Here is a 14104-nt window from a genome sequence, read left to right on the forward strand (position 1 = left end):
CTTAATTTATCTGCCCGTTATGGGGCGTTTGAGAATTTATTATGCTAATCAAATTATTAACCAAAGTTTTTGGTAGTCGTAACGATCGTACCCTGCGCCGTATGCGCAAAGCTGTCGCTGTCATCAACGGTATGGAACCGGCGATGGAGAAGCTGTCTGATGACGAGCTGAAAGCGAAAACCGCAGAATTCCGCGCACGCCTGGAAAAAGGCGAAACCTTAGAAAGCCTGATCCCGGAAGCCTTCGCGGTTGTGCGTGAAGCGAGTAAACGTGTATTCGGCATGCGTCACTTCGACGTGCAGCTGCTGGGCGGTATGGTGCTTAACGAGCGCTGCATCGCGGAAATGCGTACAGGTGAAGGTAAAACCCTGACCGCGACGCTGCCTGCCTACCTGAACGCACTGACCGGCAAAGGCGTGCACGTCGTGACCGTCAACGACTATCTGGCACAGCGTGACGCCGAAAATAACCGTCCATTGTTCGAATTCCTGGGGATGACCGTCGGCATCAACATGTCCGGTCTCCCTGCGCCAGCCAAGCGCGAAGCGTATAACGCCGATATCACCTACGGTACCAACAACGAATACGGCTTCGACTACCTGCGTGACAACATGGCGTTCAGTCCTGAAGAACGTGTGCAGCGTAAATTGCACTATGCGCTGGTGGATGAGGTGGACTCCATTCTGATCGATGAAGCGCGTACCCCGCTGATCATCTCCGGCCCGGCCGAAGACAGCTCTGATATGTACCGTAAAGTCGACAAAATCATTCCGCACCTGCTGCGTCAGGAGAAAGAAGACTCCGATACCTTCCAGGGTGAAGGCCACTTCTCCGTTGATGAAAAAGCGCGCCAGGTCAACCTGACTGAACGTGGTCTGGTTAAAATTGAAGAGCTGTTAGTGGCTGAAGGCATCATGGAAGAGGGCGAGTCTCTTTACTCCCCGAGCAATATCATGCTGATGCACCACGTGACTGCCGCACTGCGCGCCCATGCGCTGTTCACTCGCGACGTCGACTACATCGTCAAAGACGGCGAAGTCATCATCGTTGATGAGCACACTGGCCGTACCATGCAGGGTCGTCGCTGGTCTGACGGTCTGCACCAGGCCGTTGAAGCCAAAGAAGGCGTGGATATTCAAAACGAAAACCAGACGCTGGCGTCTATTACCTTCCAGAACTACTTCCGTCTGTACGAGAAGCTTGCAGGGATGACCGGTACAGCAGATACCGAAGCGTTTGAATTCAGCTCCATCTACAAACTGGATACCGTTGTCGTTCCAACCAACCGTCCAATGATCCGTAAGGACATGCCGGACCTGGTCTACATGACCGAAGCGGAAAAAATTCAGGCAATCATCGAAGATATTCGCGAGCGTACAGCTAAAGGCCAGCCGGTTCTGGTGGGGACCATCTCCATCGAGAAATCCGAAGTGGTGTCTAATGAGCTGACCAAAGCGGGTATCAAGCACAACGTACTGAACGCCAAATTCCACGCCAAAGAAGCAGATATCGTTGCGCAGGCGGGTTATCCGGCGGCTGTGACCATCGCCACCAACATGGCGGGTCGTGGTACCGATATTATGCTGGGCGGTAGCTGGCAGGCCGAAGTGGCTGAGCTGGAAAACCCAACGCCGGAACAGATTGCGCAGATCAAAGCCGACTGGCAGGTGCGTCATGACGCGGTTCTGGCATCTGGTGGTCTGCACATCATTGGTACCGAGCGTCACGAATCACGTCGTATCGATAACCAGCTGCGTGGTCGTGCAGGTCGTCAGGGTGATGCCGGTTCTTCCCGCTTCTACCTGTCGATGGAAGATGCGCTGATGCGTATCTTCGCCTCTGACCGTGTTTCCGGCATGATGCGTAAGCTGGGGATGAAACCTGGTGAAGCCATTGAGCACCCATGGGTGACCAAAGCGATTGCCAACGCGCAGCGTAAAGTGGAAAGCCGCAACTTCGATATTCGTAAGCAGCTGCTGGAATATGACGACGTCGCCAACGATCAGCGTCGTGCTATCTATACCCAGCGTAACGAACTGCTGGACGTATCCGACGTGAGCGAAACCATCAACAGCATTCGTGAAGATGTGTTCAAAGCGACTATCGATGCGCACATTCCGCCTCAGTCTCTGGAAGAGATGTGGGATATCGAAGGCCTTCAGGAGCGCCTGAAAAACGACTTCGACCTCGACCTGCCAATCAAAGAGTGGCTGGATAAAGAGCCTGAGCTGCACGAAGAGACCCTGCGCGAGCGTATCTACGAAACCGCGCTGGAGGTATACAAGCGTAAGGAAGAGGTTGTTGGCGCTGAGATGATGCGTCACTTCGAAAAAGGGGTGATGCTGCAGACGCTGGACTCACTGTGGAAAGAGCACCTGGCGGCGATGGACTACCTGCGTCAGGGGATCCACCTGCGTGGCTATGCGCAGAAAGATCCTAAGCAGGAGTACAAGCGCGAATCCTTCTCGATGTTTGCCTCCATGCTGGAGTCGCTGAAATATGAAGTTATCAGCACCCTGAGCAAAGTGCAGGTGCGTATGCCGGAAGAAGTGGAAGCGATGGAGCAACAGCGTCGTGAGGAAGCCGAGCGTCTGGCACAGATGCAGCAGCTCAGCCACCAGACTGACGATAGCGAAGCCGCTGCGGCGATCGCCGCGCAAACTGGCGATCGCAAAGTGGGGCGTAACGATCCGTGCCCATGTGGTTCCGGTAAAAAATATAAGGCGTGCCACGGCCGTCTGAGCTAAGTTCATAAAAAACGAAAAGGCGCAGAAATCTGCGCCTTTTTTATGGAAGTGACAATATGAAAATACTGCAAATTGCTGTCGGGATTATTCGCAACCCGCAAAACCAAATCTTCATTACGCAACGTGCCGCTGATGCCCACATGGCAAACAAGTGGGAGTTTCCCGGCGGGAAAATCGAGTCCGGTGAGACGCCGGAGCAGGCGCTGGTGCGTGAGCTTCAGGAAGAGGTCGGCATTACTCCGATTGGCGCAACGCTGTTTGATAAGCTGGAATACCAGTTTCCGGATCGTCACATCACGCTGTGGTTCTGGCTTGTGGAAAGCTGGGAGGGGGAACCCTGGGGGAAAGAGGGGCAACCGGGTGGCTGGGTTTCGCTTCACGCGAGTGATGCCGAAAAATTTCCTCCGGCAAATGCACCCGTCATATCCCGGCTAACGGGCAACCTGTAGGCCTGCTAAGCGAAGCGCCAGCAGGCTTTGAACTCTACTGCTGGTTCTCGCTCCAGTCATCGCTGTCTGAGAGGTCGCCTTCACTTGGAATGCGTTTCTCTTCCGCCGCCCATTCGCCCAGGTCAATTAACTGACAGCGCTTACAGCAGAATGGGCGAAACGGACTCACCTCTCCCCAGACAACAGTTTTGCCACAGGTTGGGCAGTTTACGGTGGTTACATCAGACATAGGCACTCCTTAACAACAGGCCAGTTCAAAATCGAGGCGTTCCGGCACGGTGCCATTTTCACTATCCAGCGGCATAAAGCGAATCGCAAAACGACTCTTATGCCCGGAGATTTGCGGGTAAAGCTGTTCACCTAAAGAGAGGTTAAGACGCAGCAGATCCGCATCATCACCGTTGTCCTGGTAGAAACCGTTCAGGCTGGTTTGCTTGCGGAATGGCGCCGAGTTACGGATGAGATCGAGGATCAGGGATAACGTCTGATGCATCGGCTCCAGGCTGTCCAGCCAGCTTTTCACCTGTGCATCACGCTGGACCTGCGGCATATGCAACCACATATGCAGTGTCGGCAGGTCAAAGCTGCAGCAGCCGCCCGGGATACTCAGGCGCTGGCGCACCAGCCCGATTAAGCGGTCTTCACGCAAAAACTGCCCAACGCGGGGAGCGGCCATCAGCGTACTGCTGCTGTTTTTAAGCTGTTGACGGAGTGAATCAATGCGGCTCTGGTCAACGCCCGGTACTTCGGCCCAGGCCTGTAATTTACGCTGCTGGCGCTCCAGCTCTTTCAGTAGCTCGGTGCGAACGTCGCCTCGTTCAATTACATCCAGAAGATCGCCCACATTGCGGAAGAAGTGCAGCGCCGTCGCATGATCGTTGATGGGCAAATGTTGTGAGAGTTGTTGAATCAGAAATTCGATACGCAGCCAGGTACGCATTTTTTCGTTGAGCGGATGCTCAAAAAGGATGTGGGTCGACATTATGGTTTTTCCTGTGCAACGGCCTGCGCGGCATACGTCAGATACTGCGCGTGCAGGCGGGCAACATCCGATGCAATGGCATCTGGTGCGCCGTTATTATCAATAACATCATCCGCAACGGCAAGGCGCTGAGCGCGCGTGGCCTGAGCGGCAAGAATTTGTTCAGCCTGTTCGCGCGAGACATGGTCGCGCGCCACGGTGCGCTGGATTTGCGTTTCGGGTGAGACATCAATGACCAGTACCCGGTCCGCTTTATTGTGCAGTTGATTCTCTACCAGCAGCGGAACCACCCACAGAACATACGGCGAGCGGGCTGCGTCAATCTGACGCTGGGTTTCCTGGTGGATAATGGGGTGGAGCAGAGCATTAAGCCAGGCCTTTTCTGAAGAATCAGAAAAAATGCACTCACGAAGCTTGCGGCGATTTAGCGTGCCATCCGCGTTGATAATTGCCTGACCAAAATGTGCCTTAATGGCGTTTAGTGCGGGTGTATCTGGCTCTACCACCTGACGGGCAATGATATCGGCATCGATTATGGTGATACCCAGACGAGAAAATGCGTCCGCAACGGTACTTTTCCCGCTGCCGATGCCGCCGGTTAATGCGACGATATACCCCATTAAATCAAATCCTGGGAATTATTCATTATTAAAATCAGTTGGTTAAAATTCAAACGTGCGCCAGCCACTGTTTGGCTCTCTTTACCGGCTTTTTACCAGGTAAATTTATAGGATTGTAGCGTAAAAAAAGAGAATTTCGCAGTCTTGCGGAGCAGGTATTAGTGCGTATGATAACGTCACTGGAGTTGTGCTTTTAACATATTTGCCTCTAACCCCAGGAATCCGCACATGCGTATCGAAGAAGATCTGAAGTTAGGTTTCAAAGACGTTCTTATCCGCCCTAAACGCTCTACACTGAAAAGTCGCTCAGACGTTGAACTCGAACGTCAATTCACCTTTAAACATTCCGGTCAAACCTGGTCTGGCGTGCCGATCATCGCAGCCAATATGGATACGGTGGGAACCTTCGAGATGGCGACCGCGCTGGCGAAATTCGATATCCTTACCGCTGTGCATAAGCACTACAGCCCGGAAGAGTGGAATACCTTTATCGCCTCTGCATCGGACGATGTGGTGAAGCATGTCATGGTTTCCACCGGTACCTCCGATGCCGATTTCGAGAAGACCAAACAGATTCTTAACGCTAACCCGGCGCTCAATTTTGTCTGTATTGATGTGGCAAATGGTTACTCCGAGCACTTCGTGCAGTTTGTCAGCAAGGCGCGTGAGGCTTGGCCCACCAAAACCATTATCGCGGGCAACGTGGTAACCGGTGAAATGTGTGAAGAGCTGATCCTTTCCGGTGCAGACATCGTAAAAGTGGGCATTGGCCCGGGTTCCGTGTGTACCACGCGTGTGAAGACCGGTGTGGGTTACCCGCAACTTTCTGCGGTGATTGAGTGTGCTGATGCCGCGCACGGTCTGGGCGGCCAGATCATCAGCGACGGCGGTTGCACCATGCCGGGTGATGTCGCGAAAGCCTTTGGCGGCGGCGCGGATTTCGTGATGCTTGGCGGCATGCTGGCGGGTCATGAAGAGAGCGGCGGTACCGTGGTTGAAGAGAACGGCGAGAAGTTCATGCTGTTCTACGGCATGAGCTCAGAATCAGCAATGACTCGTCACGTAGGTGGCGTGGCAAAATACCGTGCTGCGGAAGGCAAAACCGTGAAGCTGCCCCTGCGTGGCCCGGTCGAAAACACGGCTCGTGACATCCTGGGCGGCCTGCGTTCCGCATGTACCTACGTTGGGGCATCCCGTCTGAAAGAGCTGACAAAACGTACGACGTTTATCCGCGTTCAGGAGCAGGAAAACCGCGTTTTCAATAGCCTGTAATGTTTCTGCTGGCGTATGTCCGTACGCCAGCGTTATCCCGCGCTCATTGCATCCCCGAGATGGAAAATGGGCAGATACATCGCCACCACCAGCGTACCGATAATCACCCCTGTCACAATCAGCAGCACTGGCTCCAGAAGCGCGGCCAGATTATCTGCCAGTTGAAAGGTTTGCTCCGTATGATGGCGGGCAAGGTTTTCCAGCATAATGTCGAGTGACCCAGATACCTCCCCGGTGCGTATGAGTTGAATGCACAGCGGGGTAAAGACGGCCGCTTTCTGAAATGAAGACCAGACGGTAAAGCCTTGTTCAATGTCCCCACGAACGCTGCGCAATATACCTTGCCAGTACCGGCTATCAACAGTTTCTTCTGCGCTCTGTAATCCCTGTAAAAAGGGGATGCCCGCCTGCTGGGTGAGTGACAGTACGGTAAAGATCTGCCCCAGTTTTTGCCCTCTTGCCAGCCTTCCCGTCACGGGAATATGCATCAGGATACGTTGCCAGCGCGGATCCCGTCGCAGCGCCCAGGCGATGGCCACGGGAATAAGCAACAGCACGAACAGGGCGATGGAGTATGTCTGGATAAACGCCGACAGGCCCATGACCATCTGTGTCAGCAGCGGCAGGGGAGTATTAAACGTTTTGTAGATGGCCGCGAACTCCGGCAAGACCAGAGTGACCATGGCCAGAACGACAAGAATGGCCAGCGCCAGGATGATCGTCGGATAGCGCAACGCCTTCTTCACTTTAGCCGTGAGTTGCTGCTGGGATTGTTGCTGCTGAGCGAGCTGGCGGCAGCACGTTTCCAGCTTCCCCGTTAGCTCCCCTGTTTTTACCATCGAGACATACAGCGGGCTAAATACCGCAGGCCATCGCTTCAGCGCCTCGGAAAAGGCGCATCCCTCGCTCAGATCATCATTCATGTTTTCCAGCAGCGCCTGCCAGTGTTTGACAGGATGCTGCTCGGCCAGCATTTGCAGACTTTGCGATAACGTCAGGCCAGCCTGCAACAGCGTGGCAAGCTGGCGAAACATCTCATAGCAATGCTGGGGTCGCCAGCGGTGCGTCAGCGAGCATCGGGTGAGCGAAAGTGGATGTAACTCTTTACGCATCAGCCTGACGAAGGCCGTTTCGCGATCTGCCGCCCACAGCACCCCACACAGAGATTCGCCTTCACTGGATAGCGCCCGCCAGCGCCAGAGATGATTAATACTCATTGGGCATTCCCAGCACGCGCAGCAACTCTTCGAGCGTGGTCAGACCTTGCTCTACGGCCAGACAACCCTGCTCAAATAACGATGTCATTCCCGCCTGACGGGCGCTGGCTTCGATGACCTCTATCGAGGCACCACTGGCGATGGCCTGCCGGAGCGTGGTGTCGATGGCGAGGACTTCAAAAATGGCGACGCGGCCATAAAAGCCGTGATAGCAGCGATCGCAGCCGCCAGGTTGCCAGCGAGGAAGCGGCCGGGGCCATACGGTGCGCGGTAATTCTGCGCGGCTGTTGGCTTCCTGCCGACAGTGAGGACACAGACGACGCACCAGCCGCTGGGCAATCACCAGCGAGAGTGCAGAGGAGATCATCCAGCGTGCAACCCCCATCTGCTGCAGGCGAATGACGGTTTCCGTCGTGGAGTTGGTGTGCAGCGTCGACAGCACCAGATGCCCGGTCTGTGCGGCGTTAATGGCAATCTCTGCCGTTTCACTATCGCGGATTTCGCCTACCATAATGATGTCCGGATCCTGACGCAGGAGCGCCCGCAGAACGCTCTGAAAGGTTAAGCCCGCACGGGGATTAATCTGCGTTTGGTTCAGCCCCGCAAGCGGGATCTCGATCGGATCTTCCACGCTGCAGATGTTAACGTCAGGGGTATTACGCGCCTGCAATGCGCTATAGAGCGTGACCGTTTTTCCGCTGCCAGTGGGGCCCGTGACCAAAATCAGCCCCTGCGGTTGATGGAGGATCTCGTTAAAGCGGGCCAGCTGTTTCGCACTCATTCCCAGTTTTTCGGGTTCCAGCGCCTGATGAACCTGATGCAGCAGGCGCAGCACAATTTTCTCTCCGCCGCTGCAGGGAAGCGTGGCGATGCGAAAAGAGACCGGCTCGCTTGCCAGTTCAATCGTAAATTGACCATCCTGCGGTAAACGGCGCTCCGCAATATCCAGTTGGCCCAGCACTTTTAAGCGAGCGGTGAGGGTATTTGCCACCGCTGCAGAAAGCGGTGGCAGCGGGCAAAGCACACCGTCAACACGCAAGCGGACCTGACAGATATCCCCCATCGGTTCGATATGAATGTCAGAAGCGCGCTGGTTGATCGCCTGCTGCAGGGTGTGGTTGAGAATATCCACCGTGTTATGCGGCGTTAAAACAACCGGGAGGTGTGATTGCGCGGTTAACTGCCGGTGTTTTTCCATGCGCTCCGCTGTCCAGCATTCAATATCAATACGTTTTTGCGTGGCGAAACGCAGCGCTTCCATCATTTCAGCGGCGGGATTTCCCACGACGGCGATGCTAATCATGTCGGCGTCGCTGGTCAGCAGCAAAGCATGGTGGCGCTGGCACAGGGTGACGAGTTGATCTGAATTCATTGTCCGCTCCTGTCAGTTACTGTCGAAACGGAAAACGTCTTCGCAGGCCTCTTTGAGCGTACCGTCGTTGCTGATATTGCAGCTACGTTTCCAGCCCGTCATACCGTTGCCACTACTCCATTGCGGCGTCACCACCACCTCAAGTCCGTTAAGGCTCTCCTGCCCGGTTAACGACACGACGCCCTGCGTCACGCTCATTCCCGAGACATAGCGTGTTGTCGTTGGAGAAGGGATACCGTTACTGCCGCCGTCGCAGCTCGTCACGCCGCCATGTTCCAGGGCACAAAGCTCAATCGCCGTGCGATAGGGCACGAACGTTTGCAGCATGTCGGTCAGGGCCGCTTTTCGCAGGTAGTTCTGGTAGGCGGGAATACCAATGGCGCTCAGGATGGCAATAATGCCGATTACCACCATCAGCTCAATGAGCGTGAAGCCTTGCTGTCTGTTCATATCTGCTCCTCAGGGTTAAGTGGCGCTACTCTGACAGCGGGGAAAAAAGCAGACGAGGGGCAAAAAATGGAACGTGAAGCGGCGTTCAGGGAATTTGTACTTACTTGCAGAGAAGAACAGAGAGATTGCGAGGAGGGCTGAAATTTCCCCTCTCCAGGCAGAGAGGGGGAACGACGTTATTTAAAGCGCATGGAGAGATCGAGGGCGCGAACGTGCTTGGTCAGCGCCCCGACAGAAATGTAGTCCACGCCGGTTTCGGCGAATTCACGAATCGTTTCGAAGGTGACGTTCCCTGAAACTTCGAGCTGTGCCTGGCCGTTGGTGAGCTTCACCGCCTCGCGCATCTGTGCTGTTTCAAAGTTATCGAGCATGATGATATCGGCACCGGCCTTGATGGCCTGCTCCAGCTCTTCGAGGTTTTCAACTTCCACTTCAACCGGCACATCCGGGTGCAGCCAGAAGGCTTTCTCCACCGCCTGACGCACGGAGCCAGAGGCAATAATGTGGTTCTCTTTAATCAGGAAGGCGTCGGACAACCCCAGACGGTGGTTGGCTCCCCCGCCACAAAGCACCGCGTACTTTAATGCCGTGCGCAGACCCGGCAGCGTTTTACGGGTGTCCAGCAGTTGCGTATGGGTACCGGCCAGCAGGTCAACGTAACGACGCACTTCGCTTGCCACTCCTGACAGAGTCTGCACAAAGTTAAGCGCGGTACGTTCACCGGTCAGCAGCACGCGGGACGGGCCTTCAAGCTCAAACAGCGGCTGGTTTGCGGTAATGGCGTCACCGTCTTCAACATGCCAGGTGATTTGCACCTCATCGCCAGCCAGTTGAGTAAAGACCTCTTCAACCCAGCGCTTGCCGCAAAACACGCCATCTTCACGGGTGATGATCACGGCGTGTGAGCGTGTCTCTTTCGGCAATAATTGTGCGGTAATATCGTTGTCCGCGCTGACGTCACCGCCCAGATCTTCTTTCAAAGCATGGGCAACGCTTGCCGGAATATCCATATTAATACGTTCCAGAAGCGCTTCACGTCGGTGGTCGGGGTTGTAGCGGCGAGGCGGCATGATAAAACTCCAAATTGGTAACGAATCATAATATTGAAACATGCTACTCTGAACCGAGTAACAGCACCATACATAAGGAGTTCCAGCATGTTGTTAGAAGACGGATGGCTGGTGGATGCGCGGCGTGTACCCTCGCCGCACCACGATGGCCGCCCGGAGGATGAAAAGCCCACACTGCTGGTGGTTCATAACATTAGTCTCCCGCCGGGTGAGTTTGGCGGTCCGTGGATCGATGCGTTATTCACGGGAACGATAGATCCCGATGCCCATCCTTTCTTTGCTGAGATTGCGCATCTGCGCGTATCGGTGCACTGCCTGATCCGTCGCGATGGCGAAGTGGTTCAGTATGTTCCTTTTGATAAGCGCGCCTGGCATGCGGGTGTCTCGATGTATCAGGGGCGCGAGCGTTGCAATGACTTCTCTATTGGGATTGAACTGGAAGGCACGGACACCACCCCTTATACCGATGCACAGTACCAGCGGTTGGCGGATATCACCCAAACGCTCATCAGGCTTTACCCTGCGATTGCAGAGAACATGACGGGACACTGTGATATCGCCCCGGCGCGAAAAACCGATCCTGGCCCTGCATTTGACTGGCCCCGGTTTCGCGCCATGCTTACCGCGTCGTCAGAATAAGGAGATAACATGACGTTGTTTACCATGCTGCTGGTCATCATCGCAGAACGCTTGTTCAAACTCGGTGAGCACTGGCATCTGGATCACCGGCTGGAGGTGCTTTTCCGCCGGATTAACCATTTTTCCATGCTGCGTACGCTGCTGATGACCGCGGGCGTGATGGTGATTACGTTCTTGCTGCTGCGCTCGTTATACGGCCTCTTTTTCAACGTGCCGCTACTGGTGGTGTGGATCCTGCTCGGCGTGCTGTGTATTGGCGCAGGCAAGGTGCGTATGCACTATCACGCTTATCTGAAAGCCGCTTCCCGTGATGATGCGCATGCACGTAGCGCCATGGCCACCGAGCTGACGATGATCCACGGCGTGCCGCCGGATTGCGATGAACGCGAGTTCCTGCGTGAACTGCAAAACGCGCTGCTGTGGATTAACTTCCGCTACTACCTGGCGCCGCTGTTCTGGTTTGTGGTGGGGGGCCCGTGGGGGCCGGTACTGCTGATGGGATATGCGTTCCTGCGCGCCTGGCAGACCTGGCTTGCCCGCTATCTCACCCCGCATGAACGTTTGCTCTCCGGCATTGATGCGATCCTGCACGTGCTCGACTGGCTTCCGGTTCGTCTGGTGGGTGTGGTCTACGCGCTTATTGGCCACGGCGAAAAAGCGCTCCCGGCGTGGTTCGCGTCGCTTGGCGACCGTCATACCTCGCAGTACCAGGTGCTGACACGCCTGGCGCAGTTCTCTCTGGCGCGTGAGCCGCATACCGACAAGATAGAAACGCCGAAAGCGGCGGTCTCGATGGCGAAGAAAACGTCGTTTGTGGTGGTCGTTATCGTAGCGTTGCTAACCATTTACGGCACGCTGGTCTGAACCCGCGTGCCGTAGCGGTTACGGTGTATCTGCAGGCGGGATGCCAAAATCAGGCATCCCGTTTTCGTGCCAGCGGACGAGCTTCAGGCGGGTATGACGATTGGGGTCATAAAGCGGATCGCCTTCAATTTCGGTGTAATTTCGCGCGTGATACACCAGCACATCTTCTCCTTCCGGCGTTTGTGTAAAGCTGTTATGGCCTGGCCCATACTGGCGGTTTTCGTAGCTGGTGACGAAGACCGGGCGCGAGGCCTTGTGCCAGTTCGCAGGATTTTGCGGATCGGCATTGATCTCTGTCCACAGCAGCCCCATGCAGTAGTTCTCGTCGGTCGCGCTGGCGGAATAGCTGATAAACAACTTGTCGCCGTGGAACAGCACCGCCGGGCCTTCGTTGACCCAGAAGCCGCGGCACTCCCAGTCATATTCCGGTTTACTGAGCATCACCGGCTCGCCTTTCAGCGTCCACGGGTTCTCCATTTCACATAAATAGAGATTGGAGTTGCCGGAGATATCCGGGGCTTTTTGCGCCCACAGATACCAGCGTTTCCCCTGATGCACGAACGTGGTCGCGTCCAGCGCAAAGGTGTCGAAGGGCGTTTTTACCTGGCCTTTTTCAGTCCACGTGCCGGTTAGCGGGTCGCGGTCGGCACACTCCAGCACAAACATGCGGTGCTGGAACATGCCCAGACCATCCAGCGCCTGGGTGTGCGCGGCGGCAAAATAGATGTACCACTTACCGTCGATATGATGCAGTTCCGGTGCCCAGATAAGCTGGCTCATTGGGCCGGTCTCCGGTTTGCGCCATACGACCACCTCGTCGGCACTGCGCAAACCTTCCAGCGACGCTGCCCGGCGGATCGCCAGCCTGTCGTATTGCGGCACGGAGGCGATAAAATAATATTGCCCTTCATGACGCAGAATGTACGGGTCAGCGCGTTGTTCTATAAACGGGTTAGGCCAGTTATTCATGCGGCGTTCCTTCTTTTGTTTCGGCTCTCGTTTCCTGCCAGGCGTTCAGTTCGCTGTAGTTGGTGCGGCGTTTCTCCAGGTCGAGCTGGATCTGTTTCATGGTTTCCCGATCCACTTTCAGCAGTCGCACTACGCCCGCAGTGATCAAATACCCCACGCCCGGGATCACGGTAAACAGCAGAACGATTCCGTTAATGGCCTCTGCACTTTGCGCTTTCGCACCGGCGTCGTAGCCATACCAGGAGAGCAGGAAGCCCACCATCGCGCCAGCAATCGCCAGCCCCAGCTTGAGGAAGAAGATATTGCCCGAGAAGCTGATCCCGGTGATGCGTTTACCGGTTTTCCACTCGCCATAGTCGTCCACATCGGCCATTAGCGACCAGTGCAGCGGAGATGGGATCTGGTGAAGAATGTTAAGCAGGAAGTAGAGCACCACGATGGTGACGGTCGCTTTCGGGTCGAAGAAATAGAACACACAGGAGAAAAGCGCCAGCACGATGTTGGTCCAGAAGAACACTTTCAGTTTACACCAGCGGTCGGTCAGCACTTTCGCCAGCATACTGCCGAGCATCATCCCCACCACGCCCAGGCTGATAAACAGGGTGGCAAAGTGAGTGCTCTGGCCCATTACCCAGGTGACGTAATACATGGTGGCCGCCATGCGGATAAAGCCCGGGCAGACGTTGCAGAGCGTCAGCAGCAGAATGCGTACCCACTGGTCGTTTTTCCATACGTCCTTCAGATCGTTTTTCAGCTCATCATGGGTCTGCACCGCCGGACGTACGCGCTCGCGCACGGTGGCGAAGCAGAACAGGAACATACAGGTACCAATCAGCGCCAGCACGGTCATCGCCATCTGGTAGCCTTTGGCTTTGTTATCGCCACCAAACCAGTCCGCCATCGGCAGGAGCGTGAGCGACAGTAAAAGCGTGGCAATACCCACCATCACAAAGCGATAGGACTGGCAGGCCACGCGCTCTTTTGGGTCATTGGTGATCACGCCGCCCAACGAGCAGTAGGGAATGTTGATGGCCGTATAGGTTAACGAGAGCAGGAAGTAGGTCACAAAGGCATAGATAACTTTGCTGTTATAGCTCCAGTCTGGCGTGGTGAACATCAGGATACTGAATAGCGCATAGGGGAACGCAATCCACAAAAGCCATGGACGAAACCGCCCATATTTACTGCGGGTACGGTCCGCGATGGCCCCCATGATCGGGTCCGTAACGGCATCAATGACGCGCACAGACAGCAGCAACACGCCGACCAGCGCAGGTGCCAGCCCAAAAATATCGGTATAAAAATAATTAACAAACAACATGATGGCGCCGAAGATGATGTTGCATCCTGCATCGCCCATCCCATAGCCGATCTTCTCTTTTACTGACAGTTTATTGTTATCCATTGACTGCTCTCCGGGTGACGGTATGGAGAGAATTATTTGCTGGCTAAT

Annotated in this window: 14 protein-coding genes; 5 read left to right on the forward strand and 9 right to left on the reverse strand. The window is 55.2% G+C overall.

The window, feature by feature from the left end; translation table 11 throughout:
- Positions 1–41: 41 nt before the first annotated feature.
- A complete protein-coding gene (gene secA / locus ECL_RS04325) occupies positions 42–2747 on the forward strand; it encodes a preprotein translocase subunit SecA (RefSeq protein ID WP_013095581.1) in 2706 nt (901 codons plus the stop codon).
- 56 nt (positions 2748–2803) lie between these two features.
- On the forward strand, positions 2804–3196 hold the full coding sequence (gene mutT / locus ECL_RS04330; protein ID WP_013095582.1) for an 8-oxo-dGTP diphosphatase MutT: 393 nt from the start codon (positions 2804–2806) through the stop codon (positions 3194–3196).
- A gap of 34 nt (positions 3197–3230) precedes the next feature.
- Here mutT and yacG read toward each other — a convergent pair whose 3' ends face one another.
- The 3 genes from yacG to coaE are packed head-to-tail and all read right to left on the reverse strand — an operon-like array spanning position 3231 to position 4798.
- Positions 3231–3425: a DNA gyrase inhibitor YacG gene (yacG, locus tag ECL_RS04335; protein WP_003856332.1), complete on the reverse strand. Its 195-nt coding sequence runs from the start codon at positions 3423–3425 to the stop codon at positions 3231–3233.
- A 9-nt stretch (positions 3426–3434) separates the two neighbouring features.
- On the reverse strand, positions 3435–4178 hold the full coding sequence (gene zapD / locus ECL_RS04340) for a cell division protein ZapD (RefSeq protein ID WP_013095583.1): 744 nt from the start codon (positions 4176–4178) through the stop codon (positions 3435–3437).
- Positions 4178–4798 carry a dephospho-CoA kinase gene (coaE, locus tag ECL_RS04345; RefSeq protein WP_013095584.1) on the reverse strand — a complete coding sequence of 207 codons (621 nt, stop codon included), beginning with the start codon at positions 4796–4798 and terminating at the stop codon, positions 4178–4180. Before coaE ends, zapD begins: the two co-directional genes overlap by 1 nt.
- A 228-nt stretch (positions 4799–5026) precedes the next feature.
- Here coaE and ECL_RS04350 point away from each other — a divergent pair, with 228 nt between their 5' ends.
- Positions 5027–6070, forward strand: coding sequence for a GMP reductase (locus ECL_RS04350; protein WP_013095585.1), 1044 nt, complete (start codon positions 5027–5029; stop codon positions 6068–6070).
- 32 nt (positions 6071–6102) lie between these two features.
- On the opposite strand, the gene hofC is transcribed toward ECL_RS04350, so the two are convergent.
- The 4 genes from hofC to nadC form a co-directional block, all read right to left on the reverse strand.
- On the reverse strand, positions 6103–7287 hold the full coding sequence (hofC, locus tag ECL_RS04355; RefSeq protein ID WP_013095586.1) for a protein transport protein HofC: 1185 nt from the start codon (positions 7285–7287) through the stop codon (positions 6103–6105).
- Positions 7277–8659 carry a type II secretion system protein GspE gene (gene gspE / locus ECL_RS04360; RefSeq protein ID WP_013095587.1) on the reverse strand — a complete coding sequence of 461 codons (1383 nt, stop codon included), beginning with the start codon at positions 8657–8659 and terminating at the stop codon, positions 7277–7279. The genes hofC and gspE overlap by 11 nt, the downstream gene beginning before the upstream one ends.
- 12 nt (positions 8660–8671) lie before the next feature.
- The gene (gene ppdD / locus ECL_RS04365) at positions 8672–9109 is read right to left on the reverse strand and encodes a prepilin peptidase-dependent pilin (protein ID WP_013095588.1); all 438 of its coding nucleotides are present in this window, start codon (positions 9107–9109) and stop codon (positions 8672–8674) included.
- Between the two features lie 176 nt (positions 9110–9285).
- A complete protein-coding gene (gene nadC / locus ECL_RS04370) occupies positions 9286–10179 on the reverse strand; it encodes a carboxylating nicotinate-nucleotide diphosphorylase (protein ID WP_013095589.1) in 894 nt (297 codons plus the stop codon).
- Positions 10180–10266: 87 nt separating this feature from the next.
- Here nadC and ampD point away from each other — a divergent pair, with 87 nt between their 5' ends.
- Positions 10267–10818, forward strand: a complete 552-nt coding sequence (gene ampD / locus ECL_RS04375; protein WP_013095590.1) for a 1,6-anhydro-N-acetylmuramyl-L-alanine amidase AmpD — start codon at positions 10267–10269, stop codon at positions 10816–10818.
- A 9-nt stretch (positions 10819–10827) separates the two neighbouring features.
- Positions 10828–11682, forward strand: coding sequence for a beta-lactamase regulator AmpE (ampE, locus tag ECL_RS04380; protein ID WP_013095591.1), 855 nt, complete (start codon positions 10828–10830; stop codon positions 11680–11682).
- 18 nt (positions 11683–11700) lie between these two features.
- Here the strand turns inward: ampE and ECL_RS04385 are convergent, their stop codons facing one another.
- The gene (locus ECL_RS04385) at positions 11701–12651 is read right to left on the reverse strand and encodes a glycoside hydrolase family 43 protein (RefSeq protein WP_013095592.1); all 951 of its coding nucleotides are present in this window, start codon (positions 12649–12651) and stop codon (positions 11701–11703) included.
- A complete protein-coding gene (locus tag ECL_RS04390) occupies positions 12644–14056 on the reverse strand; it encodes a glycoside-pentoside-hexuronide (GPH):cation symporter (RefSeq protein ID WP_013095593.1) in 1413 nt (470 codons plus the stop codon). The genes ECL_RS04385 and ECL_RS04390 overlap by 8 nt, the downstream gene beginning before the upstream one ends.
- Positions 14057–14104 lie beyond the last annotated feature (48 nt).

The sequence above is a fragment of the Enterobacter cloacae subsp. cloacae ATCC 13047 genome (assembly GCF_000025565.1).
In the GTDB taxonomy this organism is placed as follows: Bacteria; Pseudomonadota; Gammaproteobacteria; order Enterobacterales; family Enterobacteriaceae; genus Enterobacter; species Enterobacter cloacae.

Bases quoted from the DNA above. Each gene is read 5' to 3' on its own strand.
- ppdD (WP_013095588.1), bottom strand. From the start codon at position 9,109: ATGAACAGACAGCAAGGCTTCACGCTCATTGAGCTGATGGTGGTAATC.
- ampD (WP_013095590.1), top strand. From the start codon at position 10,267: ATGTTGTTAGAAGACGGATGGCTGGTGGATGCGCGGCGTGTACCCTCG.
- mutT (WP_013095582.1), top strand. From the start codon at position 2,804: ATGAAAATACTGCAAATTGCTGTCGGGATTATTCGCAACCCGCAAAAC.
- ECL_RS04390 (WP_013095593.1), bottom strand. From the start codon at position 14,056: ATGGATAACAATAAACTGTCAGTAAAAGAGAAGATCGGCTATGGGATG.
- zapD (WP_013095583.1), bottom strand. From the start codon at position 4,178: ATGTCGACCCACATCCTTTTTGAGCATCCGCTCAACGAAAAAATGCGT.
- ECL_RS04385 (WP_013095592.1), bottom strand. From the start codon at position 12,651: ATGAATAACTGGCCTAACCCGTTTATAGAACAACGCGCTGACCCGTAC.
- coaE (WP_013095584.1), bottom strand. From the start codon at position 4,798: ATGGGGTATATCGTCGCATTAACCGGCGGCATCGGCAGCGGGAAAAGT.
- nadC (WP_013095589.1), bottom strand. From the start codon at position 10,179: ATGCCGCCTCGCCGCTACAACCCCGACCACCGACGTGAAGCGCTTCTG.
- secA (WP_013095581.1), top strand. From the start codon at position 42: ATGCTAATCAAATTATTAACCAAAGTTTTTGGTAGTCGTAACGATCGT.
- gspE (WP_013095587.1), bottom strand. From the start codon at position 8,659: ATGAATTCAGATCAACTCGTCACCCTGTGCCAGCGCCACCATGCTTTG.
- hofC (WP_013095586.1), bottom strand. From the start codon at position 7,287: ATGAGTATTAATCATCTCTGGCGCTGGCGGGCGCTATCCAGTGAAGGC.
- ECL_RS04350 (WP_013095585.1), top strand. From the start codon at position 5,027: ATGCGTATCGAAGAAGATCTGAAGTTAGGTTTCAAAGACGTTCTTATC.
- yacG (WP_003856332.1), bottom strand. From the start codon at position 3,425: ATGTCTGATGTAACCACCGTAAACTGCCCAACCTGTGGCAAAACTGTT.
- ampE (WP_013095591.1), top strand. From the start codon at position 10,828: ATGACGTTGTTTACCATGCTGCTGGTCATCATCGCAGAACGCTTGTTC.